Consider the following 25,431-nt stretch of genomic DNA (forward strand, 5'->3'; position numbering starts at 1 on the left):
GGTCCGGTTGGTCGGGGCAGTGCTGGCTGAGCAGCATGAGGACTGGATGCAGCAGCGTCGGTACATGCCTCTGGCGATGCTGTCCTCGACGGCGGNGATGCTGGCGAAGGCCCGGGCAGCTGACGGCGNCGGCGTCGTTGTCGGTGACGGTCAGGAGGCTCTGGTGGCGTAAGGAATCCTGTTCCGTCAGCGGTCAGTTCATCGCTGAGTCAACCGCTGGCGGATACACCACTCAAAAGGACTTGACCTACACAATTAGCCAATTCGGGAAATGGGCGCGAAATGCGCGGAATGGGCGCGAAATCCGTGTGAAATCCGCCCAACACCACCCCAACCCCAGCCAACCAACCCACCCGCGCGTAACCATGTGTTTACCTGCATGAACTTTGGCGAACGAACCAAGCGAAGGCGCCGAAAAAGCCCGACAATGCAAGTGTGCAGCGGGCAAACCGTACTGGTCCAAAGTTTTCGCGTCGTGGGGTTTTGAAATCCTCGTTGATAGTCGGCGCGGCTGCAGCCCTACCTACTTCCCAAAACACCGCGCAGCTGGTGGGTGAAGTGCGAGCAAGCGACAACGCGTATGCCACCCAGTACCAATTCGCCTCCTATTCGCAAGACGAATACGGCGTGTTCATGCACGGGGTGGCCTCCGGAGACCCGCTCCCAGCCAGCGTCATCTTGTGGACTCGCGTCACACCAGAACCCGGCGCGCTTCCAGGCTCTCAGCTCGGAGGCCCAGTGCAGGTGGACTGGGAAGTTGCCGTGGATCCCGAGTTCACCCAAGTGGTGCGCCGCGGCTCGGAAACCACGGATGCCTCGCAGGACCACACGGTTCATGTCGATCCGTTCGGGCTGAACCCCCGAACCACCTATTTCTACCGCTTCCACGCGCTCGGCTTCACCTCCCCGGTGGGAACCACCAAGACTGCTCCAGCACCGACCGAAGCCGTTGACCAGCTCAATCTCGCTGTGTGCTCGTGCGCGAACTTCGAGTCCGGCTATTTCCAGGGTTATCAGGACATCGCCGATCGAGCCGCGCTCGGAGAGATCGACCTCGTGGTGCACATGGGCGACTACCTCTACGAGTTCGCCTCGGGCGAGTACCCCGGCAAGCACGGCGTCGTGCGCACGCACACGCCGATGCACACCATTCGCACTCTCAGCGATTACCGGCAACGCTACGGCGCTTATCGACGAGACGCGTCCCTCCAAGCAGCTCACGGCGCAGTGCCTTGGGTGGTCACCTGGGATGATCACGAAATCGCCGACGACGCATGGGAAGGCGGAGCCAAAAACCACGCCCAGACCGACGGGGATTGGTACTCGCGCAGAGATGCCGCGATGCAGGCCTACCTCGAGTGGCTGCCCGTGCGGGGCACGTCCCCGTCACGGGGAGGCAAAATCTACCGCTCGCTCAGCTTCGGCACCCTCGCAGAGATTCACATGCTTGACCTGCGTTCTTATCGCAGCGCGCCGGGGCAATTCCTCCCGGCAAGCCGCACTGACGCGAGCCGGACGATCATGGGCTCGGAGCAGTTTGCATGGCTCCATGGCCGGCTGAGTTATTCCCCGGCGACCTGGGATCTCATCGGCACCTCGGTCATGATGGCGCCACTCAACCTGAAGCCACTGGATCGAAGTGTGGCGAAACCTCTGGCGGATATGGTGGGTATTGATCTTGGGGGAACACCGGTCAACGTGGATCAATGGGACGGTTACGTTGCAGATCGGCAAAGGCTCCTAGCCAGCTTGAAGGGCAATACGGTGTTTCTCACCGGCGATATTCACTCGGAATGGGCCAATCACATTGAGTTCAACGGCGAGGTTGTGGCGGCCGAATTCGTGTGCTCGTCGATAAGCGCACCGAACATCGACGACCTGATGGGGTTGCCGCAGGATTCGCAGCTCGCGCAACTAGCGGAAAGCGTCGTGCTGGAACACAACCCGCATATCAGCCACGTCGACCTGGACGCGCATGGCTATGCGCTAGCAACTATTACGGAAAGTAGCGTGTCGATGACGTGGATGCGGGTCAACGACGTGGAGGTCGCAGGTTCCCCAGTGAGCCCGGGCCCGACTGTATCGTTTGACGGATCGCAGTTGGGATAGGCACTTCCTCGTTGCGCACGCGCTCCATATTTTTGCGCACCCACTGCGCGACGCGGATGGCCTGCTCGTCGGTGATGTCCTTATCGAGTACGGCGGCCCAATACTTGATCACCGAATAGCGGTATACGTGTCCATGTCCGGGGAGGAAGTCGAGGGAGTTCACCTGGTCGAGTCCAACCTGCCAGCCGGTGATGAAGGGTACCCAGCGCAGGCCGTCGTAAACATCAAGGTCTTGGGCGGCAGGCGCGGAGACTCCCCTCGAGCCCGGTTCACGGAGCCAATCCGGCTGCAGGAAAAACAACTTCCAGTCCCACCAAACCACGGGGTCGGAGGCGTGCTGGGCGAAGACCACGCGGGGAAACTCCCAGTCGTTGTCGAAATCATCGCCCCGGAAATCGTGCTCCAGGTGATTCTCCGTGGCAACAAAGCGCACGTGACGGCCACCATCGAGCACAGGGAGTCGCTGAATTGAACCTCGATCCCGGTCGTTCGTCAGCTGCGTATGGAGGCGAGTAAAGCCCGGCGCGCCGGTAAATAGCGCACCGTCGACGGTCTCTAAAAGCTCGTCGAGCGAATCAAAGGAATCCGCAACGCCGTAGGCCCCGAGGGATTCCCCGGCGACATAAAGCTTCGGGCGACGCTCCTCCGGGATCTGATCCAGCCGCGCGCGAATGGCCGAAATCAGAACGCGCGACGAGGTCACAGGCGTCGTCCGGTCGGCGATATAGGAGACGGCCGACGGCAGGAAAGAATATTGCATAGCGACGATGGCGCTATTTCCTCGCAGGAGGAATTCAAAAGGGCTGGTCACAAAATCGTTGAGCCACCCGGTGCCCGCCGACGACATGATCGCAATTGCTTCCCGCTCGAAGGCGTTCGTGCGTTCCATCTCCTCGAGTACCAGCTTCGCCTGGTCCTCGGGAGTGCGCCCCTCAGTCAGCCCAATGTAGATGCGGATCGGTTCGTGGGCGGGTTCTTCCATCACGGAGCGAATGTCATCAATGCGGGGGCCAGCAGCAATCACCGAGCGGCCCTGGCGCCCAAGATTTTCCCAGTTCTCAATGCTTTCTGGGGAACCGGAGCGAGTGGATTCCGTCGGCGGGGTCGCGCCGGGCATGACTTCCTGGTTGAGCTTTTCCGCCCGGGCATAGAGCTGCGAAAGTGCACGGCGCAGGACGACTTTATCGGTAGCGAAGTACAGCGTGGCGACGACGCCGACCAAGGCGATCGGCCAGCTCGCCACGGGTGGCAGCCACCGCGCTAGTTGGCGATTCGTGGTGTCTACCCAGTTTTGTACGGCTTCACCGAGCGCGAGCAGCACCCCATATCCGACGGTGCCCACAGCCATGCCCACGATAGAACCATTCAAACTGAACGATTCCCGCTCGGCCGCAAGCTGGACCTGCTTTTCATGCCTGGCAGGGGTACGTAGCGTCACAACCGCCGTCGTTGCCGCAAGTCCCACATGTACGGCCGTGCTGACCCTCGGCTCATTATCTAAAGGTGTGGTGAATTTAAACTTGCGGCGGATCCTGCGCGACACGAAGCTGATCCCAGTGCCAACGGCATGCCCGAAACCTTGCACTATGGCAACGTTTGCGGCTGTAATCCACCATTTGCGCGGCAAAAGCGAGGGAGAGATCGCCCACCACGTTGCTACTTCCGCCCCGAGAACACCAGCTCCCATATTTTTCGACAGCCTGCGCGGGCCACGCATACGGATCAAGGGGGTGAGGTCGGCATAAACTTCCAGCGCGAATTGGGTAGCTTTCAGTGCGCCAGAGGCTCCCTGAAGCGCCATTCGTGCCACTTTGTTCATAGGGGCCATTCTTACAGAATTTCACTACTGACGCATTCTTATTGGGCAGTGTGCGCAGATGGGTGAGAGTCAACTCCATTGCACTGCAAAATCCTGATTGGGCAGGCACAATGGATGATGTGGACCCCGAAACTCTTGTAGAAGACCTAATTGGCAAGCTCGACGTCATCATTGAGGATTTGGACGACGAAGCAAAGTCTCAAAGCGACGTCATTGACCGAGTAGCCGAAACTCACCGCAATGGTGCGAAGAACTTGGTGCATTACACCTCTCTTCGTAATCACGATGTTCGGCAGCTCCAGGCCGGCCTCGCCTCTGTGGGCGCGACCCGCCTGAGCACAACCGAGCCTGCCGTCATGGCGCGGCTGCAGGCCGCACACAATGTCCTTGACGCGCTCGCCGGCAAGGAACTGACTTACCCACAGCAAGAAATCTCCGATGCGTTCGCCGAGGCAGACGATATCTTGGAATCCAACGCGGACATCCTGCTGGGCCAAACGTCGGAAGAAACCCATTCGCGCATTATGGTCACGCTGCCTAGCGAGGCGGCAGACGATTATCAGCTGGTTAAAGGTTTCGCTGACGCTGGTATGGAGCTCGCTCGCATCAACTGTGCGCATGACGGCGAAGATTGCTGGCGCCGGATGATTGACAACGTGCACCGTGCCGCGGAAGAAGTTGGCCGCGAGATCAGGGTGTCCATGGACCTCGCAGGACCAAAGGTGCGCACGGGCACCATCGAACCTGGCCCAGCGGTTAACCGCGCGCGGGTCACCCGTTCCGATAGCGGCGAAGTGCTTACCCCGGCGAAGCTGTACCTCTCGGCCGAGGGCACCGAAGAAGTTGCACTTCCCGAGGAACCAGGTCGTCCTGGCCTCAATCTCAAGGTCAACGCGGAGTGGTTGTCGCAGCTTCGGGTCGGTTCAGATATTTCCTTCGACGATAATCGTGGCAAGAAGCGGTCCTTCGAGGTCACCGAAGTACGCGAAGACGGCGTGGTCATTGCCCATGGCCAGAAGAATGCCTTCGTCTCCGACACAACGGTTCTTGAGCACGATGGCGATATCACGTCCATCACCGGTATCGAGCCGCTTGAGCGCAGGATCCGCCTCTACCCCGGAGACACCCTGATTCTGACTACCTCGCAGGAACCTGCAGTGGTCTCAGAGACTGGGCCCACCACAATCGGATGCACCGCTCCCGAGGCGGTCGGCGCACTCGAGGTCGGCCACAATGTGCTTTTCGACGATGGCGCGATCGCCGCCGAGGTCACCAAGGTACGCCAGAACGGGGAACACACCGAGGCAGTCTTGAGCATCACCCGAGCGAAGGAGACCGGCACCAACCTCGCAGCGTATAAGGGCATCAACCTGCCAGATACTGATATCCCGCTGCCGAGCCTTACCGCAGAAGACCTCGAGGCCTTCGAGTTCGTGGCGCACAACGCTGAGATCGCGGCAGTGTCGTTTATCCGCACTCCAGAAGACGTGTCCTTCGTTCTGGAACAGCTGGAGCGCTTGGCGCTGGAGTCGCCAAATGAAGCCGACCGGATACGCAACCTGGGCATTGTGCTGAAGATCGAGACCATCCCGGCATACGAGCAGTTGGCCAGCGTCCTTCTTGAAGGTATGCGCCACCCCAACCTCGGCATCATGATTGCCCGTGGTGATCTGGCTGTGGAACTAGGCTTCGAGCGCATGGCGGAAGTTCCACGACTGATTATGCAGATGGCCGAGGCCGCGCACGTTCCGGTGATCATGGCGACGCAGGTGCTGGAGAATCTGGCCAAGACCGGTCTTCCTTCGCGCGCCGAGATGACGGATGTGGGCTACGCCCTTCGCGCAGAGTGCGTCATGCTGAATAAGGGGCCGCACATCACCGACGCCATCCGGATCCTGGAGAAGATGTCGGCGAAGTTAGGCCGTTCTCAGCGGAAGAACCGTCAGCAGTTGCGCCGCATCACTAGCTGGGAGAATGCACTTTGAAAATCGTCGCGCACCGCGGATACGCAGGCAAGTACCCGGAGCTGACGAGGAGGGCATTCGTCGAGGCGCTTGAGCTGCCCATCGCGGGCATTGAGTGCGATGTGCGCTTAACCCGCGACGGTAAGCTCGTCGTCTTCCACGACAAAACGGTTGACCGTACCTCCAACGGTTCGGGGCTGGTGGCCACGATGGATTTCGCGGATCTGCAACAACTCAATGTTGGCACCGAAGACGAACCACAGCAGGTGATGCAGTTCAGCGAGCTCTTGGAGCTCATGCAGGATTACCCTGACAAGGAACTTTTCGTAGAAACCAAACACCCGTCGCGCTTTGGCCCGGAGGTGGAGGAACAAACAGCCGTGCATCTGCGCTACGCGGCGATGCACGAGGACCCTCGGGTTTCGCTGATTTCCTTTTCCCACTTAGCGATTCGTCGGTTTGGTCGCCTGCTTCCTGAATTGCGCACGTATTTCTTGGTTAATCCGAAACATCGTCGCTGGAACCCGCAGCACCGGTTTGCCTCGAAACCTTTTGGTGTTGGCCCGTCGTTGATGGAAGCGAAGATTGACCAGGATCTGATTGGTTTTAAGGGTCTGCCTACCTATTTGTGGACTGTCGATGAGGCCGACGACATGGTCTGGTGCAGGGATAACGGTGTCGACGTGATGGCGACAAACCTCCCTGAACGGGCGCTTGAGACCTTGCGGTAGATTAGTGCCTATGGCGAAGAAGAACCGGAAAAAAGAAGATCTTCCTGAGGGCATGAGCCGCCGTCAGGCGAAGCTTGCGGCGCGTGCCGCAGAGCGCGAAGCCCTGCAGAAGGATCCCCGCCCATACGGTGGGCTAGCTGCTGAGACCCAGTTGATTGCGATGCAGGAGTTCGTTCCTTCCGCGGTTGCCAAGGTCGAGGTCAACGGAACCCCAGTCAGCATTGTCACCGTGTTGCCTGGTGCCGGTGCAGCGCTGGTGCGCGATGAATCGCAGGGCGGCGAGCGCCTCGTGGCACTCCAGGTCAAGTCTCATTCCCACAACCCAGGGCGCGATCTTGCCTACGCACTGAACTGGGCAGTCAACGCTGCACCAGGGGAGTCGCTGGAATCCACCGTTGCTGACGGGAGCCAGCCAAAGATCACAGAACTTCTCGACGAGAACGTGAAACTTGAAATCGTCGCTCACGATGATTTCAATTGGTGGTTCGCCGAGGGCGAAGCTGTGCCAGCGGAGATTCAGCAGGCGTTGGCACAGGCCAACGATTCAATCGTTCCTTCGCGTGAAGTTGGTACAGACCTGACCGGCGCTATTTGGTGGGTCAACCCAGGCGGTGGCAAGGCACACATCCGCTGGGTGCGCCCGGAGGAAAACGAAAACAAGTTGCTCAACGCTTTGGCACGTATCGGAGCGCGCGGCGAACTCAATCTCGGCGAGGGCACGAAGTTCGCCGGCGCCTTCCGCGCGCATGGCTTAACGGTGCCGGTGTTCGACTTGGATCCAGAAGTCGGCATGAACAGCTACGAGGATGCCCTTAAGGCACTCGGCGAAGAGATCGAAAAAGAATATGCGAACGCTGAGCCTCTGACTTCGGAGGAACGTCGCCAGCTCGAAAACATTAAGTCGCGTCAGGTGACTATCTAGAACGCTAGTTCCCCAGGCACCGCCTTCCAGATGGAAGGCGGTGCCCTTTGCATAGGCAAAAACGTGGGGAACTTCTTATGTTTCAGGAAAACCCCACACATTTCCGAAGAGTTTCATACAATTCGTCCCGAGTTATTTGGTTTGGCCCCCAAAGTTCACCGAATAGTAAGATCAACGCCCTATTTTTCTAGGCATGTCCAGTCAAATTCCTGCTGTGACTGATAAGCCCGTAGTTAGTGAAGAATACGCGAACTCGAAAAAGTCGCGTGGAAAAATTAACTGGGGGCAAGTTGGTCTGGGATTGCTGCTGGTGGGGCCCAACCTCATTTTGCTGGCAATCTTTACTTACCGTCCGCTCATCGACAATATTCGAATCTCCTTCTACCACTGGAATATTTCTTCCCCGGTCATGACCTTCATCGGTCTTGACAACTACATCGAATGGTTCACCGCACCAGATACAGGGCGCGTTGTTTTTAACACCGTGGTGTTTACTATTGCTGCGGTTGCTGGCTCCATGGTGATCGGCTTGGCGCTTGCGCTGCTTTTGGACCAGAAGCTGTTCGGCCGTTCCGCCGGTCGCTCGATTGTGTTTGCCCCTTATGTGATTTCAGGTGCTGCAATCGGCGTGGCCTTCCAGTTCGTGTTCGATCCGCAGTACGGCATGATTCAGTACTTCCTTAACTTGGTGAACATCCCGGTTCCGAACTTCTACCAGAATTCGAACTGGGCGCTGTTCATGGTCACCGTGACCTACATCTGGAAGAACGTTGGCTACGTTTTCGTGATTTACCTCGCGGCGTTGCAAGGCCGCAGGGATGACCTCGACGAAGCTGCTGAAATCGATGGCACCTCGCCGATACGTCGCTTCTTCCGCGTGCTCATGCCACAGCTGAGGGGAACAACCTTCTTCCTGTCCATCACGGTCTTGCTGAACTCCTTCCAGGTGTTCGACATCCTCCACGCCATGACGAGGGGTGGCCCATTCGGAAATGGCACCTCGACGATGGTGTACCAGGTCTACCAAGCAACCTTCGTTGATGGACGCGCAGGTTACGGCGCTGCCGTGGCGACCATCATGTTCCTGGTTGTCTTGGTGATTACCGCGATCCAGGTCCGCTACCAAGAGAAGGGAAATGACTAATGACTACAGCTAATCCCGCCCTCCCTCCGGTACCGGGTTCTCAGGTTGACGGTGAACCAGTTGTCACCGACAAGCAGCGCAGCCGTAAAGACGGACAGGTTGGTCAGGGTTCGGTAGCCGGCAAGATCATTGGCTACATTGCACTGATCATCACCATCTTGGTGATCATGGTGCCGCTCTACTTCATCGTGATCACGTCGCTGAAAACCTACTCCGACGTGTATGCGGACCCCATCACCTGGTGGCCAAACCCGATGGAGTGGAACAACTACGTCCGAGTTCTGCAGCTCTCCGGCTTCGATCTCTACCTACGTAACTCCATCATCATCACCTCAGTACTGACCGTCATCGAGGTAACGCTCGGCGTGCTCAGTGCCTACGGCTTTGCCTTTGTGAAGTTCCCAGGACGCAACATCCTGTTCCTCCTGGTGATCGCCACCTTGATGGTGCCAAACCAGATCACCATCATTTCGAACTACTCCCTGATCGCGAACATGGGTCTGCGTAATACGTTCGCCGGTGTTATTTTGCCGCTGGCGGCCGTCGCGTTCGGTACCTACCTAATGCGAAACCACTTCATGTCGCTGCCCAAGGAAATCCTTGAAGCTGCGTCGATGGACGGAGCCGGTTTCTGGTCCACCATGTTCCGCGTCGTCCTTCCTATGTCCTGGCCGACCTTGTCTGCCTTCATCCTGATCACCGTGGTCGGTGAATGGAACCAGTACCTCTGGCCGTTCCTGATCACAGACACCGAAGCGACAGCTCCACTGCCAGTCGGTCTGACCCGACTGCAGGACGCGGAAGGTCTGACCAACTGGGGTCCTGTGATGGCAGGTACGGTCCTGACCACCTTGCCAATGATCATCGTGTTCTTGCTGCTGCAGAAGAACATGATCAAGGGCCTCACCGCTGGCGCCGTCAAGGGCTAGACACGTCACTCCAGGGGATCCCTTCTTCTGGCTCAACATTGCTCCACAAATCACCGGACCGGCCACATCTCACCCGGACCGTTTCCACTGAATCTCTCAAAGGAGAACATCATGAACCCGTTGAATGCTCAGCTTTCTCGTCGTACCGCACTGGGCCTTGGCGCAGTTGCAGCTTCCTCCCTCGCTCTGACCGCCTGCGCAGGTGGCAGCACCAGCGGCGGCGGCTCTGGCAGCCAGGCAGAAGACAGCGGCGCTCCATTGCAGTTCTGGACCAACCACCCAGGTTCTTCGCAGGACATGGAGAAGGAAATCGTCGACGCGTGGAACGCTGACAACCCAGACGCTCAGGTCGAGCTGATCACCGCAGGCTCCAACTACGAGGAACTGTCCCAGCGCTTCAACGCAGCACTGTCCGGTGGCGAGCTGCCCGACATCATCGTTGCTTCTGACGTGACCTGGTTCAACTTCGCTCTCAACCAGCAGACCACCAACCTGGATGATTTCTGGACCCAGGCTGAGGTCAACCCTGAAGACTACGTGGACACCCTGCGCGAGGACTACGCCTTCAACGGCGGTCACTACGGTGTTCCTTACGCTCGCTCCACCTGCCTGATGTACTGGAACACCGACGTGCTCAAAGCTGCAGGTCTTCCTACCGATCGTGGTCCAGAGACCTGGCAGGAATTTGCTGAGTGGGCACCACAGCTGCGCGCAGCTAACGACGACAAGCCAGTCGTGGTTGTTCCAGACGGCTCGAACTACCTCGACTGGTACTTCCAGGGCATGATCTGGGCATTCGGTGGCGCTTACTCCCAGGAGTGGACCCCAACCTTCACCGAGGCTGCCTCCATCGAGGCTGGCGAGTTCCTGAAGCAGCAGGTCGCTGACGGCAACATCGAGATCTCCACCGATCCAACCGTTGCATTCGGTAACGGTAACGCTGCTGCACTGCTGCAGTCCACCGGTTCTCTCGGTGGCCTGACTGAGACCGCAACCGTCCCATTCATCACCACCTTCCTTCCAGGTCCTGGCCCATCGTGCGCCACCGGTGGTGCAGGCGTTGGTATCCCATCCGGCATCGCAGATGCCCGCAAGGTGAAGGCACTGAAGTTCATCGGCTTCCTGACCAACACCGAGAACACCATCAAGTTCTCCCAGTCCACCGGCTACATGCCAGTGCGCAAGGATGCACTCGAGCACCCTGACGAGGTTGCATACCTGGAGGAGAATCCAAATGCACGTACCGCAATCGATCAGCTGAACGAGAACACCCAGCCACAGGACTACGCTCGCGTGTTTGTTCCAGGCGGCGGCCAGCGCATCGGCGCAGCTCTCGACGAAATCACCCTGAACCAGGCAGACGTCACCGCAACCTTCGAGGCTCTGTCCGAGGAAACTCAGACCGCCATCGACCGTGACGTTCAGCCACTCCTGTAATCGTCGTAAAGCCAAAAGCCTGAATTGAAAGGACGGTGAAGCACTATGGCAACGGTAGAATTCCGCCAAGCTTCTCGTATTTATGATCCTGCTCGTCCGCCGGCAGTGAGCCGGATCAGCCTCGACATCACTGATGGCGAGTTCCTGGTCCTGGTTGGCCCTTCCGGTTGTGGCAAGTCCACTACCTTGCGCATGCTTGCTGGCCTTGAGCCAATCGACGAAGGTCAGATTCTGATCGACGGCAAGGACGTGACGGAAACTCGTGCCCGGGATCGTGACGTGGCCATGGTGTTTCAGTCGTACGCGCTATACCCAAACATGACTGCGCGCCAGAACATGTCGTTCGCACTCGAGAACATGAAGACCGACAAGGCAGTTATCCAGGAGCGCGTTGAGTTCGCTACGAAGATGCTGCAGCTGGAAGACCTGATTGATAAGAAGCCTTCCGCAATGTCAGGTGGACAGCGCCAGCGCGTGGCCATGGGCCGTGCGATCGTGCGCCATCCCAAGGTGTTCTTGATGGACGAGCCACTGTCCAACCTGGATGCGAAGCTGCGTGTGTCCACTCGTGCACAGATCGCAGCTCTGCAGCGCGAGCTGGGAACCACCACTGTGTACGTGACCCACGACCAGACTGAGGCTATGACCTTGGGCGATCGTGTGTGCGTGCTCAATTCGGGCATCATCCAGCAGGTCGATGCGCCTACCACCTTGTACAACAATCCAGGCAATACCTTCGTGGCAACCTTTATCGGTTCGCCTGCGATGAGTCTTCTGGATGGGGTGACGGTGAAGGAAGGCCGCGCTGTCATGGGCGAAGGCCACCGCGTTGACCTCGGCATGACACCTGAGCAGGCAGCGAAGGTGAAGGGCGACAAGGTCATTCTTGGTGTGCGCCCGGAGAACTGGGAGATCATCTCGGTAAACCACGAGCCAGCCGCCGAGCAAACTGTTGTACCACTTGAAGTGGAAATCGTCGAGCACCTGGGTTCCGAGCAGTACGCATACTGCAACCCGATGATGACTCCAGATTCTCCTGTGTCGGTGCGTGGCAACCGCGTCACCGTACGCGGTGGAAAGCAGCCGATTGAGCAGGGCGACATACTCTACGTTCGTCCGATTGTCGGAGAGTCTGTGTTCTTCGACCCGGAGACCGAGATCAACCTGAATTACCTCTAAACCAGTCGGCTAGAGCTAGCTGAAAAGGGAGTTACGGCGCGTGTTTCCGTAACTCCCTTTTTAGTTCTGTCAGAAAATTAGGGGACTACCAGTGGTAGTTTTCGGGACCGAGCGGTCCACCCTCCCACACCATTCTGCGTTGGCGCTGGTATTCCTCGTCGATGTCTTCGATGGTTTCGATGTCTTCGAGTGCTTCCTCGGGTGTCTGACTACCGTCTCTGTCATCGGAGTGGAAATTCTCCGGACCGAGCGGGCCACCCTCAGAGACCATTTGACGCTGGTCGATGTACTTGTCATCGATGGGATCGATGACACTTCCTGCAAATGCGGTGCTCATGAGAACTCCCTTCGCTACATTCTGCTGAGCCACGCGACTGCTCAAAAGCAATGTGCGTGTTCAAGTGGTGCTGATAAATGCGGACGGGGCGACGGGTTCATGGTCGTACACTGATTAGTCTAGCCAAACAATATGAACTGCGGAAGAGCCGTCGATTGAGGTCAGCGCATAGAACTGAAAAGCTCCTCAGCCGCGACTTCGTCCCACAGCAAGACGGCACCAACGTAGGAATCCATATTGCCGCCGATTGGCACGGTTTCGGACTTCACCCCACCGACCATTGCTAGCGCCAACCGGGCGAGGTGCCACAGATGGTCCCCTTCTCCAATCACGAGGAGCTTCGTGCCGGTAAACGCCAACGAGGTCATACGGATCGGGTTCAGGAAGGTGCCCGGGCTAGACACCTTGGACATCAACGCGCTGAAGAATTCTCGTTGACGCTCGACTCGGTCGAGGTCGCCCTGGGCCGTGGCGCGGGTCCGCACGTAGCCCAGTGCTGTCACACCGTCCATTTCCTGACACCCTGCTTGCACGTCGAGGTTGGCCAGTGGATCCTGGATCGCTTCGGCGGGGCAGAGCTCGAGGCCGCCGATGGCGTCGACGATTCCGGCGAGTCCGCCCATGCCAATTTCGGCATAGTGGTCGATCCGCAGTCCGGTCTCTTGTTCGATGGTCTCGGAAAGCAGCTTCGGACCGCCGAACGCGAAGGCGGCGTTAATCTTGTTCTCCCCGTAACCCGGGATGGTGACCAAGGAGTCACGCGGCACCGAGATCAGGGACGACTCTCCAAATGTTGGGATGTGCAAGATCATGATCGTGTCGGTGCGCCCGTTGCCGAGATCACCGCCCGTGCCGAGGCGCTGCGCCTCTTCCTCGGACAATCCCTCGCGGGAATCAGATCCGACGAGAAGCCAGTTCGTGCCGGCCGTATTACCAATTGGGGCATCGGGGAATGCATCAACGCGCGTAAATCGCGCGTCCATCCAGAAGCCAAAGAGCAGCACTGCGACGAGCAAAACGGCGATGATGCCACCGCAGCCTAAACGTCCGCCTCGCCTGCGCCGCGGATTTCGCGGTTGATTTCTTTGCTGACCACCCCGTCGACGAGGAGGCTCAGAGACATGCATGGGCACCTGCTGCTCGCGACGGCGCTCCTCGTAGGGAGCGCGCCGTGGCTGGTAGCGCTGTCGGGGCCGCTCAGGTGGAAATTGTTGACGTGGCCTTCCCGCGCTGCGGCCTTCGCTACGGCCCTCGATCCGGGTCTGGTCGCTTTGCTGGGCAGGGGGGTGCGGGTCGCGGGAGACGTGTCGGTGGGATGATTCCGACGCAGGCTTTTGGGCTTGACGACGACGCACTGGCCGACCATACCGGTCTACCAGCGGTTTTCCGTCACGTCCGAGGACGTAATCGTCGTTATCGCGTGGGTCGTTTGATCCAGGTCCCCTTGACATGCTCAATATGGTAGCCCTTCATGGTTAAGAGATGTGGCTCAAGTGACAGGTGTGGGCAAAGTTCATTATCCGGTTTATAAACCAAGCCAGCTTAAATCGAGTGCAAGGTAGCCGACAAATGCGACGGCATCAATGATGAAGTGCGCGATAACTAAGGGCCAGATTTTTCCTGTCTTGTAGTAGAAGAAGCCAAAAACAATGCCCATGATGATATTTCCGAAACCTGCGGATATACCTTGATAGAGATGATAAGAGCCTCGCAAAATACTCGAGGCCCCGATCGCAGCCCACGCAGGCCACTTCAATTGCTTGAGCCTGGTCATGAACCACATGACAACGACGACTTCTTCACCGAATGCATTGGCCGCCGACCATAAAAGCAGGACCGGGATTTCCACTGCGTCGGTTGTTGGGATGACTTCCTTGGACAGGCCCAGCTGAAGCGCCACTAGATAGAGGCCGAGGCCGGGAATGCCAATGAGGGCAGCAAGAAGTGCGCCCCAGCCCCAATCGCTCCAGCGCATCTTCGGCATGGACGTGCCTAGCAAAAACAATGCAAGAAGACCCCAGGCGAATAAGGTAGCTGCACTGGTGACTTGCAGGGCAAGGTCGAGCCAACCGATCTGGCTGGCCTCGTCGTAAATCGTCTCTTGTTGTTCGTTGAGCGGGGTAGTGGACAGCAGATCGTCGATAAGCCCAAGCAGTGAACGTACACCACTCATGCCGAAAGTAATGGTGAGAACCAGGAGGATCTCTTTTGAAATACGACTCACCGTGCCCACTGTAAGGTAAAGGCATGACAACCGTGGCATACCTGGGCCCAGCAGGGACATTCACCGAAGAAGCACTCTGGAAATTTCACGAGCGCGGGTGCTTCGGCGACGGTGAGATTGATACATTGCCGGTAGATTCGCCGTCGGCGGCACTCAATGCGGTGCGCGAGGGGCGCGCCGCGTGGGCGGTGGTCGCCATCGAAAACTCCGTCGACGGCGGGGTGACAGCAACTACTGACGCATTGATCGAAGCGCCAGGTGTGCAGATCTTTCATGAACTTGAGCTCCCCATTAGCTTCGCGATGATGACGCGACGGGGAACGAGCTTGTCAGACGTAAAGCGGTTTTCTACCCACCCTGTGGCCGAGCGCCAGGTACGGAACTGGGTCAAGGACAACATGCCGCAGGTCTCGTTTACCAGCGCGAGTTCCAATGCGGCGGCCGCGCAAGCGGTAGCTGAGGGGACGGCCGACGTGGCGGCCGCGCCGGTTCGAGCGGCGGAACTCTTTGACCTTGAGGTACACGCCTCTGGCATCGCTGATCTGGCTACTGCGCAGACTCGTTTTGTGGTGGTGGGCCCGGCGGGTCAACCGACGGAGCGTACCGGTCACGACCGAACTTTTGTCGTGTTTGACCTGCCGAATGAGCCGGGCACCCTCGTTCAAGCGCTCCAGGAATTCGCCTACCGCGGGGTCAGCATGTCTCGGATCGAATCGCGCCCAACAAGAAAAGTCGCAAGAACGTATAATTTCTATGTGGATTTGGAAGGTCATATCGATGACGTTCCGGTGGCAGAAGCGCTGAGGAATCTCTGGCTGCGTGCCAATTCCATTACGTTTTTGGGTTCGTGGCCCTCAAGTACTACGGATTCTCGTGAAGACGCACTTGCACGAGACATGGAGCGCCTCGAAGCCGCTACAGAATGGGTGAGGAAAGCCCGGGAAGGACGCTAATGCTGATCTTGCTGCGTCATGGCCAGACCACTTCAAACGTGCAGCAAGCCCTAGATACGCAACTGCCTGGTGCTGCGTTGACCACTCTTGGCGAGAAGCAGGCACGCGAGGTTGGACCGGAAATCATGGATCAATATGGTCCGTCCTCGGTTGTGACCTCGGAAGCTCTGCGCGCTCGTCAGACGGGTTCGCTCGCGTTTAGTACGTACTTCAATGAGATCCCAGCTGTCGCGGGACTACAAGAAATCGCGGCAGGTCACCACGAGATGCAAAGCAGCGAGGAAGCACATATCGCGTACCACACGGTGGTGCACAAGTTCTTCGCTGGCGATACGAAGGCGAGTATTCCCGGCGGCGAGAACCTCCCCCAATTCCTTGCGCGCTACCAAAGCGGAGTCTCTGAGCTGCTAGAACGCGACTCCGTGGTGGTTACGCACGGTTCTGCCATTCGGACTTTTGCCGCGCGAGCAGCGTCCATCGACCCAGCATTTGCCTTGATGAACCCGCTGCAGAACTGCCGCTTTGTGGTGCTTGATCCGCAGGATGATTTTGGCAAGTGGAAACTGGTGCGGTGGGGCGAGAAAAAGTACTAGCCCCGGAAATTATCCCCAGCCGAGCCGGTGAAGGTCATGTTCTTCTAATCCGAAGTAGTGCCCAACCTCGTGGAACACGGTGGTTTTGACCTGCTGGCGCAGTTCTTCTTCGTCCCGACACATCGACTCGAGTGAGTCCTTATAGATAAAGATGGCATCGGGCAAAAACCCGCTGTGGTTGGAGTGCTGCTCGGTAATCGGCACGCCTTCGAAGAGCCCGAGCAGACTCGGGTTGTCCTCGTTATAGGGGCGCGCGAGGACAACCACGTTCTTCATGTTCCGGAGGAAATTTTCGGGCAGTTCGTCGAGTGCATCGTCGATAAGCGACTCGAAAAACTCGTCGCTTACTGGCGTCATTGCGCTGGAGCCTCCGGGGTTACCGCGGCACCGGATTGCTCCTGCCCGGCGGGGGCTTCGGCGGATGGTCCACGACGAATCGGTTCGCGATCGGGCTGCTCGGCTGGAGGTTCACCGTCGATGGTGAATCCCTCGCGGCCGTCGCGGGCGGAGCCCTTCAACGTCGCGAAACTGTCCTCCTCATTGCCGAAGACCAGGCCACAGTTCACAGTGCGGGAGCCGCCGTCCCAGCTTTCGGTGGGCAGAGAACCCCAGTAGGGCTGCAGGGTGGACTGGTAGAGCTGTTCTTCTCCACCGAGGTAGTCCATGGCCGCCTGGGTACACACTTCGCGGAGGTGATCGTCTTGCTGGCGCGTGCTTGGGGTGCTGTCCGGGAAGACGGGGGCGAGGTCTTCTTTAAGAGTGACCTCGATGTGGTGGTCGTCTTTGCACGGAACGGTGTGGAGCACGCTGGAACTATCGACGCGCATGCATTGACCGGGCTCGGCGACGCGGGCCTGATCCTGGTCTGCCGCGCGGCCGGTGGTGGGCTGCGGAACACCCTTTTCGTCCGTGACCTGTAGGCCACACAGCATGGTGCGGTCGCCGCCCGCCCACGACTCGGCAGAAGGCAGGATCGGGGCGATCGAATACTTACCGTACGGATCATATTGTCCGTCGAGGTAGCGCACTGTCGGCGACTGGCAGAGTTCCTCGCGCAGCTGCGCCTGGCGCGTTTGATTTGGCAGCTCGGCGTCAGCGCCGAACTCGCTGGTTGGGTAGGTGGCAAGGTTCTCGCGCGCGGAAATCTCGAAACGGTGCTCAGAGTTACAGTCCGTTTGCTCGAAGGAGGTGACGCCTCCTTGGTCATCGACCTGCCACGTCAGGCACGCGCCCTGGTCGGCGGTGGTGAAGGGGGCAACAGGTTCACTGCTTACCGACGATTCCGTGCCGGATTCCGCCGTGGTGCCGGAACCTACACCGCCCTCGGCGACGAGGGTGTAGGAGCCAATTGCCACGGTTCCTGAGAGCGCAGCAAGGAGCAAGGTGCGTACACCCGTTCCCGTTCGCCAAGTTGATCGTGAAGCCATAATTTCTCCATTGTGCCTGCGACAGGGTGACTAAGTCCAACTTTAAACAGAAAAAGAGCCGAAGCTAGGCAGACTCGCGACCAACCCGCGTCGTGAGCCGATATCTATCCGTGCGATATACGGACGAGCATAGCTCCACGGGCTTGTCCCCCGATTGCGCGAGGCGCACGATGTGCAAGAGGGGTGTACCTGGGGAAACGTCAAGCAACGCAGCCTGCTGCTCGTCGGCGGACACGGCGCTGACGGTTTGATCCGCTTCGGTGATCGGTATCTGATATTGGTTTTCTAGCAATGTGTACACCGAGTTATACACGTCGTTTTCAAGTAGGTCGGGCGCCAAGGTGCCGTTGTACCAGGCGTCGTCGATGGAATAAGGCTGTCCATCTCCCAAGCGGAGCCTGCGGAGATGGACGTGTTGGATGCTCGGATCCGTACCAAAGTATTCAGCAACAATCGTGGGCGGGACGGCACGGGCGGAGAGCAGGATTTTCGACGAGGACTTCACGTTTTGGGCCTTCATCTCGTCGGAAAACGAGGCGAGATGAAGCCTACTGACCAGCGGGTTCGGAGCCACGAACGTTCCTTTTCCGCGGACTCGTCGGAGCCGTCCCGCGGATACGAGGTCGCCGATGGCGCGACGGACTGTGATGCGTGAAACCCCGTAGGTTTCTTCGAGAACTCGTTCCCCTGGAAGCAGGTCACCCGGTGTGAGGGTAGTGCTGATGAGCTCTTCCAGGATCTCCCGCAGCTGAGCATGTTTAGGTGCGGGCCCTTCTGTAATAGGCCGTTTGGGTAAAGCCTGAGGTGAGTGATCCATATATGCCATTCTAGCGCACTGGTTATGACCAGGTAGGGTGACGGCGTGTACTCAACATCACGGAACGGGGTGAAAAGCCGTAAATTGCTGGGGTGCAGAAGAAACTTCAGGCTCAATGGCGGTAGTGTATGAAACTGTGATTGATCTGAAGATGCTCCGTGAGAATCCCGATGTTGTTCGCGCTTCCCAGCGCAACCGTGGCGAAGACCCAGCGCTGGTCGACCAGTTGCTTGAGGCCGACGAGTCGCGTCGCGCTGCCATCCAAGCTGCCGACGAGCTGCGCAGCGAGCAAAAGGCCTTTGGCAAGAAGATCGGCCAGGCCGCCCCGGAGGATCGCCCGGCGCTGCTGGAGGGCTCCAACGAGCTAAAGTCCAAGGTCAAGGACGCGGAGGCAGAGCAGAAGGTCGCCGAAGACCGCGTCACCGAGCTGCAGTACAAGATTTCTAACATCGTCGAAGGTGCCCCTGCCGGTGGCGAAGATGACTTCGTCGTTCTCGAGCACGTCGGCGAAACTCCCACATTTGACTTTGAGCCCAAGGACCACCTTGAGCTCGGTGAATCCCTCGGCATGATCGACATGGCCCGCGGCACGAAGGTGGGCGGCGCACGCTTTTACTATCTCACCGGTGATGGTGCCTGGATGCAGCTGGCCATGCTGCAGCTGGCAGCGCAAAAGGCCCGTGCCGCCGGATTCAAGCTGATGATCCCGCCAGTGCTGGTCCGCCCCGAAATTATGCAGGGCACGGGCTTCTTAGGCGAGCACTCGGACGAGATCTACTACCTCGAGCGCGATGACCTCTACCTCGTGGGTACCTCTGAGGTGGCACTTGCTGGCTACCACAAGGACGAAATCATCGATTTGTCCGACGGCCCAGTTCTCTACGCTGGCTGGTCCAGCTGTTTTCGTCGCGAAGCGGGCTCTTATGGCAAGGACACCCGCGGCATCCTGCGCGTCCACCAGTTCGACAAGCTGGAAATGTTTGTCTACTGCAAGCCGGAAGACGCCACCGAGATGCACCAGAAGCTCCTCCAGCTCGAGCGCGATATGCTCGCCAGCGTCGAGGTCCCGTACCGCGTCATCGACGTGGCCGGCGGCGACCTGGGCTCCTCGGCGGCGCGCAAATTCGACACCGAGGCATGGGTACCAACGCAGGAAACCTACCGTGAGCTCACCTCGACCTCGAACTGCACGACCTTCCAGGGCCGTCGCTTGAACACTCGTTACCGCGATGAGAACGGCAAGACGCAGACAGTGGCAACGCTCAACGGCACCCTTGCCACCACGCGTTGGCTCGTGGCCATCTTGGAAAACAACCAGCAGGCCGACGGTTCCGTTGTTGTACCAGAAGCACTGCGCCCACTCATGGGTAAAGACGTGATTACCCCGGTCAAATAGCATGGACTATCGCATCGCAGGCGGGCAATTCGAAGTACCCGCAGACCTCCCGGAAGTTCCAGGCCACCCGGTCGAGGCGCACGAGCGCTTCTACCAATTCGTCATTAGGCGTTTGAAGGCGCTGCTGCGGTTCCAAAAAATCCCCGTCACCGTCTACGGCGCGGAGCACCTGCCCACCGATGGTGGCGCGATTGTCGCCATGAATCACACCGGCTATTACGACTTCATCTTCGGCGAGGTCGGCCCGCACGTCCGCGGACAGCGGCTGTTGCGTTTCATGGCGAAGAAGGAAGTCTTCGATACCCCGCTCGTGGGAACGGCGATGCGCTACATGGACCACGTGCCCGTGGATCGCTCCGCGGGCGGCGGCAGCGTCGGTCTTGCGGTCGAGCGTGTCAAGGCGGGCCAGCTGGTAGGAATATTCCCCGAGGCAACGATTTCTCGTTCCTTCGAGCTCGCTACGTTCAAAAACGGTGCGGCGCGCATTGCGCAGCAGGCAGATGCCCCATTGGTGCCCATGGTCACGTGGGGGTCGCAGCGCTTTTGGACAAAAGGCCGGAAGAAAGAACTCGGCCGTAACGGTTATCCGGCAATCATCCGCTACGGCGCACCAGTTGACACCAGCGGCGACCCCGAAGAGGTCATCGTTCGCCTGAAGGCAGCGATGCAAAAGCTTCTCGACGAATCCCGCGCGGAATACGCCGAGCGCTTCGGCCCTTTCGAAGACGGCCTGGATTGGCTGCCAGCCTCCATGGGAGGATCTGCGCCAACACCGGAAGAAGCCGACGAGATTAATGCCCGGGTCAAGGCCGAGCGGGCCGCAAAGAAAGAGGCAAAAAAGTCACGTAAACTGGGGAGACGCGCGAAAAAGCGCAATTAGAACCCCTGCTAAGGACGTGACGAAAGCTTATGACTCCCCGCCTGATCGCCAGCGACATTGATGGGACGTTTCTGAACTCGAAGGATCGTGTCACACCGCGCTTGCGTGACGCAGTCATGAACGCCATCAACTCAGGCGCAAAGTTTGCTCTTGCCACGGGTCGCCCGCACCGCTGGATTTTCCCGGTGCTTGACCAGTTGCCTATTCGCCCGATGTGCGTGTGTTCGAACGGCGCGGTGATCTATGACTCCGCGGATGACAAAATCATCACCGCGCACAACCTTCCACCTGAGACACTTGCGGATATTGCAGAGACGGCCCAGGAGGTATTCGAGCCTTTCGGGGGAGTGGCCTTCGGCGTGGAGCGCGCCGGTCAATCGGCATTCGATGCGGAGGAAGAATCCTTCCTCACAAGTCCGGGGTACCGTACCGATCTGTGGACCGAGGATCACGGCGTGGTCCCAGTTCACGAGCTGGTATCGCAACCAGCCGTCAAGCTAATCTTGCGTAACTCCAATATGGTCGCGCAGGAGATGTTCGATGCCATCGCCCCAAAGATCGACCCAGATGATGCACACGTGACTTTTTCCATGTCCGCTGGATTGCTGGAGGTGTCAGCACCGGGGGTCACCAAGGCCACTGGTGTTTCTACCCTGGCTGCGATGTACGGCATTGAGCAAAAAGATGTTGCTGCGTTCGGTGATATGCCCAACGATATTGAGATGTTGGCGTGGGCCGGAACTGGTGTCGCCATGGGCAATGCCGCCCCTCAAGTACGCGACGGGGCAGACACCGTGACAGCAACCAACGATGAATACGGCGTGGCGGTGATGGTGGAGGGCTGGTTTAATTCGGTCAACATGCAAGAATAGTTGCATGACGCTGATCGCTGCCATCGACCAAGGCACCACCTCGACTAGGTGCATCATCATGAACCCGGAAGGGGACGTGCTTGCGCAGGCGCAATACGAGCACGAGCAGATCATGCAGCGCGAGGGGTGGGTGGAGCACGATCCCATTGAGATCTGGCGCAATGTTCGCCGGGTGGTCTCCGATGTCATGGTTGACCTGGATGTTTCTGCGGGCGAGATCAGCGCGCTCGGCGTGACCAACCAGCGTGAAACCGCTGTGATCTGGGAAAAGGCCACCGGCCGACCCATCTATAATGCGATCGTGTGGCAGGACACGCGTACTGCGGACCAGGACGAAACCCATGACTCGACACGCTACATGTCGCGCACCGGTTTGCTTGCCAATTCTTATCCAGCGGGCCCGAAGTGGGCGTGGATTCTCAATCATGTTGAGGGTGCTCGGGCAAAGGCCGAGCGCGGAGAGTTGCTCGCGGGAACGATTGATACGTGGCTGATTTGGCAGCTCACCGGAGGTGCATTCGGCGACGACGGGCAGGAAGCGATCCATGCCACCGATGTGACCAACGCGTCCCGCACGATGCTCATGGACATTAGTACCTGCCAGTGGGACCCAGAGATTTGCGCGGATTATGGCATCCCGCTGAGCATGCTCCCCGAGATCAAACCCAGCATTGGCAATTTTGGCCAGGTCCGCCAGCGAGGAACTCTGGCGGGAGTGCCAATTACGGGAGTCCTGGGCGATCAACAGGCAGCACTCTTCGGCCAGAATTGCCTTGAAGAGGGCGAAGCCAAAATGACGTACGGCACTGGGCTATTCATGCTGTTAAATACCGGTGACACCCCGCATTTTTCCAAGCATGGGCTGCTCACCACGGTGGCCTACCAGCAGGAAGGCCACGCCCCGATCTATGCCACCGAGGGATCAGTCGCGGTCGGCGGGTCGTTAGTGCAGTGGCTGCGAGATCAGCTGGGCATTATTTCTAGCGCAAGCGAGATCGAGGTGCTGGCCCGACAGGTCACAGACACTGCCGGAGTAACCATCGTCCCGGCTTTCTCGGGGCTCTTCGCGCCACGGTGGCGCGCTGATGCCCGAGGGGTCATCACCGGGCTGACACGCTTCGTCGATAAGCGACACATCGCCCGCGCCGCACTCGAGGCGACCTGCCTGCAAACCTTAGAGGTCACTCGCGCGATGGAGGCGGACACGGGAATTAAGCTCACCGAGTTGCGCGTCGACGGGGGAATGACCGCCAACGAACTGCTCATGCAGATGCAAGCCGATGTCCTCGACGCACGTGTGGTGCGTCCAAGCAACATCGAAACCACCGTCATGGGCGCGGCATCGGCGGCCGCGGTGGGGGCAGGGTTGATCAGTGAGCCAATATCGCTTGGCGACGAATCAACCTGGGCAAGCGAAATGGCCGGCCCTGAACGGGACCGGCTGATTTCGCGGTGGGAAGACGCGGTGACGCGCTCCTACGGACTTGCCTAGTTAACGTTGATGTCCACGGTGTTGGTCTCAGCGTTGTAGCTGATCGAACCGCCCTGGAAGTCCACACGCATGTCGCCGTTGTTCGCGGCATACTGATCCGCGACCGGAAGTCCGAGTGGTCCCAAATCTAGGCCTTGCTGCAGCCAGGCGTCAGCGATTGGTCCCAAGAGCGCGACCGCGGTGCCCGCCTCAGGGTTGTACACGCCGAGGCCTTCCTCGTAGAAGGAGTACTGCGCACCACCGACACCAGTGGTAGTGCCGAGGCTTGCGCCCAAGGCAGGTTCGATGCCCGCCCAGAGATCGGCGTACTCATCGTTACCGGTCACCGAGAGGATCGTGCCAATATACGGGGCGACAGTGGCCACGGTCAGGCCCGGAACCAATTCCACATCGGCAACTGTGGTGGCTTCCCCTGGAAGCGATCCGTTCGACGCTGCGAGCAAGATCAGTGTCCCCGCGACGGTGCCCGCTGCGGTAGCAATTGCGGCAGGATCGCCTGCCAGCAAACCGGAGACGGTGTCCGCGGAGCTCGCTGCGTTGCTGCCGTTATTGGTCACATTGGTCGTGGTGCCATCGGGGTTGTTGACGGTGCCTTCGTTGTCTCCAGGTGCGGAGTCTCCTGGCGTGGTGCCCGGAGCAGGGGTTTCATCGCTGTCAACAGGTGGCTGTTCCGGTGTTCCTGGATCAGTGGTTCCTGGATCCGGTGTGACGGCTGTGCCATTTTGGATGGAGTTGTACTTCGCCGTGGCGATGCTGCGGATGGTGCCCATCTGAGCGTAGAGGTTGCCACCGGGGCAGGCATTGAAGTGGAAATCTCGGTGAGCGTTGATATTCGGGAAATTCGCGCCCTGTCCAGTGCTGTACTTGGAACCGCTGAAGTTAAAGTCCGCAGACAGGTAGGACTGACCATTTGGATCCTGACCAACCTGTGCCAGGCGCCAGCCCGCCATGTCGCCGACGGCCTGGAGGGATGCCTGTGTTGGGGCTGCTGTCTCGTAGTTACCGAGGACCGAAATGCCCCAGGTGTTCTTGTTGAAGCCACCCACGTGGGCACCCTGGACTGCGCGGTCGAGGCCACCATAGCGGCCTTCGTAGATATTGCCGTACTTATCGACCATCGCGTTATAGCCCACGTCGCACCAGCCGAGCTGGCGCGCATGGTAGTCGTAGATGCCACGTACCTGGCCTGCGGCCTGGGCTTCCGTGTAGTTATTTGAACCTGCCGTGTGGTGCACGGTCACGGCCTTGACCGGATCGGTGTAGGTGGGGTTGCTGCAGCGGATGCCTTCGTTGGCACCCCAGCCCGAGCGGGAGATGACCTGAGGCATTCCGTCGGTGCTGGTAGGGGCAATCTCGCCGGTAGTTCCGCTACCACCATCGATGAACACTGCATCAATGTTTGCTGCGGTAGTTGCTCCTGCTGGGGCCGCATTTTCTGCTGGTGCCTCAGCGGGTGCATCTACTGTTTCGACGACGGGCTGGATGTCACCGTGATTAGTCGGCAGTGGCGTGGCAGCAGGCGACTCTTCCACCGGAGCTTGCTCCGCGGGAGCCTGCTCTGCTGGTGCGTCCTCGACCGGTGCTTCCTCCGCTGGGATCTCCACTGCAGCCTCAGCAGCAGGGGCTGCAGAGCCGGGAGTGACCAAGTCGACGTTGCTCACGTTGACCTGAACTCGGTCAGTAGGTTCGATGTAGATCAGCTCGGTGCCGTTAACAGCAGTGTTTTCTTGCTCAATGGGGTCGAGGACGTACCACTCACTCCACTGACCGTTGTCGCGCTGAGCACGGACGAATGCCGCAAAGTCGGCGTCGCCCTGCCAGGTCAAAGCAAATTGAGAAAACTTTTCGTCGCGGGTGAATTCCTTGACGGTGCGGGCGGCGTCGCCTTCGCCCTGGGTGGCTACGGCTGCATCGTCAATAACGACGTTTTCGCCATCTGCCAAGGATGCGCTCGAGCTCTGCACCTCAATGCTGCCACCGCCGAGCGACTGTGTATTCATAACTGCGTTTCCGCCGAAAACTGCGGTGACTCCCAGCGCCGCAGTCATCAGCACAGCCACCACGGGGTTGGCTGGGGACGATGGCTTTATCAGCCTGCGTCGTTGATTCACGGTTAGTCTCCTGAAAAAATTGATACTGGTGTTATAAAAATAGGCCAAAGTGTATCTTATGGGACTTGTGTGAAAATTGATAGATTTGTGGCGTG

At 58.9% G+C, this 25,431-nt stretch carries 22 protein-coding genes and 1 pseudogene; 15 read left to right on the plus strand and 8 right to left on the minus strand.

The window, feature by feature from the left end; genetic code table 11:
• Together A37O_RS16920 and A37O_RS0102460 are read left to right on the plus strand one after the other, a co-directional pair.
• Positions 1-172, plus strand: a pseudogene (locus A37O_RS16920) (IS256 family transposase); the annotation flags it as partial.
• Between the two features lie 263 nt (positions 173-435).
• A complete protein-coding gene (locus tag A37O_RS0102460; protein WP_026196063.1) occupies positions 436-2,109 on the plus strand; it encodes an alkaline phosphatase D family protein in 1,674 nt (557 codons plus the stop codon).
• On the opposite strand, the gene A37O_RS0102465 is transcribed toward A37O_RS0102460, so the two are convergent.
• Positions 2,033-3,928, minus strand: a complete 1,896-nt coding sequence (locus A37O_RS0102465) for an alpha/beta-hydrolase family protein (protein WP_018295908.1) — start codon at positions 3,926-3,928, stop codon at positions 2,033-2,035. The genes A37O_RS0102460 and A37O_RS0102465 overlap by 77 nt on opposite strands.
• A 110-nt stretch (positions 3,929-4,038) precedes the next feature.
• On the opposite strand from A37O_RS0102465, the gene A37O_RS0102470 reads away from it, so the two are divergent.
• The 7 genes from A37O_RS0102470 (at position 4,039) to A37O_RS0102500 (ending at position 12,234) form a co-directional block, all read left to right on the plus strand.
• Positions 4,039-5,913: a pyruvate kinase gene (locus A37O_RS0102470; RefSeq protein ID WP_018295909.1), complete on the plus strand. Its 1,875-nt coding sequence runs from the start codon at positions 4,039-4,041 to the stop codon at positions 5,911-5,913.
• On the plus strand, positions 5,910-6,623 hold the full coding sequence (locus A37O_RS0102475) for a glycerophosphodiester phosphodiesterase family protein (protein WP_018295910.1): 714 nt from the start codon (positions 5,910-5,912) through the stop codon (positions 6,621-6,623). Before A37O_RS0102470 ends, A37O_RS0102475 begins: the two co-directional genes overlap by 4 nt.
• 10 nt (positions 6,624-6,633) lie before the next feature.
• A complete protein-coding gene (locus tag A37O_RS0102480) occupies positions 6,634-7,545 on the plus strand; it encodes a DUF5926 family protein (RefSeq protein ID WP_018295911.1) in 912 nt (303 codons plus the stop codon).
• Between the two features lie 193 nt (positions 7,546-7,738).
• Positions 7,739-8,689 carry a carbohydrate ABC transporter permease gene (locus tag A37O_RS0102485; protein WP_018295912.1) on the plus strand — a complete coding sequence of 317 codons (951 nt, stop codon included), beginning with the start codon at positions 7,739-7,741 and terminating at the stop codon, positions 8,687-8,689.
• Complete coding sequence (locus tag A37O_RS0102490; RefSeq protein WP_018295913.1) at positions 8,689-9,618, plus strand: carbohydrate ABC transporter permease; 930 nt, start codon at positions 8,689-8,691, stop codon at positions 9,616-9,618. Before A37O_RS0102485 ends, A37O_RS0102490 begins: the two co-directional genes overlap by 1 nt.
• A 111-nt stretch (positions 9,619-9,729) precedes the next feature.
• The gene (locus A37O_RS0102495) at positions 9,730-11,055 is read left to right on the plus strand and encodes an ABC transporter substrate-binding protein (protein ID WP_018295914.1); all 1,326 of its coding nucleotides are present in this window, start codon (positions 9,730-9,732) and stop codon (positions 11,053-11,055) included.
• A gap of 45 nt (positions 11,056-11,100) precedes the next feature.
• Positions 11,101-12,234 (plus strand): ABC transporter ATP-binding protein, encoded by a 1,134-nt coding sequence (locus A37O_RS0102500; RefSeq protein ID WP_018295915.1) that lies wholly within the window; start codon positions 11,101-11,103, stop codon positions 12,232-12,234.
• Positions 12,235-12,319: 85 nt separating this feature from the next.
• Here A37O_RS0102500 and A37O_RS0102505 read toward each other — a convergent pair whose 3' ends face one another.
• The 3 genes from A37O_RS0102505 to A37O_RS0102520 form a co-directional block, all read right to left on the minus strand.
• A complete protein-coding gene (locus A37O_RS0102505) occupies positions 12,320-12,571 on the minus strand; it encodes a hypothetical protein (protein WP_018295916.1) in 252 nt (83 codons plus the stop codon).
• 161 nt (positions 12,572-12,732) lie between these two features.
• The gene (locus A37O_RS16005) at positions 12,733-14,022 is read right to left on the minus strand and encodes an LCP family protein (protein ID WP_083912567.1); all 1,290 of its coding nucleotides are present in this window, start codon (positions 14,020-14,022) and stop codon (positions 12,733-12,735) included.
• A gap of 74 nt (positions 14,023-14,096) precedes the next feature.
• Positions 14,097-14,834 (minus strand): CPBP family intramembrane glutamic endopeptidase, encoded by a 738-nt coding sequence (locus A37O_RS0102520; protein ID WP_051077939.1) that lies wholly within the window; start codon positions 14,832-14,834, stop codon positions 14,097-14,099.
• On the opposite strand from A37O_RS0102520, the gene pheA reads away from it, so the two are divergent.
• Both pheA and A37O_RS0102530 read left to right on the plus strand, forming a co-directional pair.
• A complete protein-coding gene (pheA, locus tag A37O_RS0102525) occupies positions 14,819-15,748 on the plus strand; it encodes a prephenate dehydratase (protein WP_018295920.1) in 930 nt (309 codons plus the stop codon). The two genes, A37O_RS0102520 and pheA, sit on opposite strands and share 16 nt — an antisense overlap.
• Positions 15,748-16,341: a histidine phosphatase family protein gene (locus A37O_RS0102530; protein ID WP_018295921.1), complete on the plus strand. Its 594-nt coding sequence runs from the start codon at positions 15,748-15,750 to the stop codon at positions 16,339-16,341. Before pheA ends, A37O_RS0102530 begins: the two co-directional genes overlap by 1 nt.
• Before the next feature lie 9 nt (positions 16,342-16,350).
• Here the strand turns inward: A37O_RS0102530 and A37O_RS0102535 are convergent, their stop codons facing one another.
• From A37O_RS0102535 to A37O_RS0102545, 3 genes are all read right to left on the minus strand, one after another.
• A complete protein-coding gene (locus tag A37O_RS0102535) occupies positions 16,351-16,698 on the minus strand; it encodes a metallopeptidase family protein (protein ID WP_018295922.1) in 348 nt (115 codons plus the stop codon).
• Complete coding sequence (locus tag A37O_RS0102540) at positions 16,695-17,768, minus strand: septum formation family protein (RefSeq protein WP_026196065.1); 1,074 nt, start codon at positions 17,766-17,768, stop codon at positions 16,695-16,697. The genes A37O_RS0102535 and A37O_RS0102540 overlap by 4 nt, the downstream gene beginning before the upstream one ends.
• 64 nt (positions 17,769-17,832) lie before the next feature.
• Complete coding sequence (locus A37O_RS0102545) at positions 17,833-18,585, minus strand: GntR family transcriptional regulator (RefSeq protein ID WP_026196066.1); 753 nt, start codon at positions 18,583-18,585, stop codon at positions 17,833-17,835.
• A gap of 136 nt (positions 18,586-18,721) precedes the next feature.
• On the opposite strand from A37O_RS0102545, the gene serS reads away from it, so the two are divergent.
• Genes serS through glpK form a run of 4 tightly spaced genes read left to right on the plus strand, consistent with a single transcriptional unit; the run spans position 18,722 to position 23,225 of the window.
• Entirely contained in the window at positions 18,722-19,981 is a 1,260-nt protein-coding gene (serS, locus tag A37O_RS0102550) for a serine--tRNA ligase (RefSeq protein WP_026196067.1), read from the plus strand.
• Position 19,982: 1 nt separating this feature from the next.
• Positions 19,983-20,861, plus strand: coding sequence for a lysophospholipid acyltransferase family protein (locus A37O_RS0102555; RefSeq protein ID WP_018295926.1), 879 nt, complete (start codon positions 19,983-19,985; stop codon positions 20,859-20,861).
• 29 nt (positions 20,862-20,890) lie between these two features.
• The gene (locus tag A37O_RS0102560) at positions 20,891-21,733 is read left to right on the plus strand and encodes a Cof-type HAD-IIB family hydrolase (protein ID WP_018295927.1); all 843 of its coding nucleotides are present in this window, start codon (positions 20,891-20,893) and stop codon (positions 21,731-21,733) included.
• Positions 21,734-21,737: 4 nt separating this feature from the next.
• On the plus strand, positions 21,738-23,225 hold the full coding sequence (glpK, locus tag A37O_RS0102565; RefSeq protein ID WP_018295928.1) for a glycerol kinase GlpK: 1,488 nt from the start codon (positions 21,738-21,740) through the stop codon (positions 23,223-23,225).
• Here the strand turns inward: glpK and A37O_RS0102570 are convergent.
• The gene (locus A37O_RS0102570; protein WP_026196069.1) at positions 23,222-25,336 is read right to left on the minus strand and encodes an N-acetylmuramoyl-L-alanine amidase; all 2,115 of its coding nucleotides are present in this window, start codon (positions 25,334-25,336) and stop codon (positions 23,222-23,224) included. The genes glpK and A37O_RS0102570 overlap by 4 nt on opposite strands.
• Between the last annotated feature and the right edge of the window lie 95 nt (positions 25,337-25,431).

Origin of the sequence: Corynebacterium lubricantis DSM 45231 (assembly GCF_000379425.1) — a bacterium.
Taxonomy (GTDB): Bacteria; Actinomycetota; Actinomycetes; order Mycobacteriales; family Mycobacteriaceae; genus Corynebacterium; species Corynebacterium lubricantis.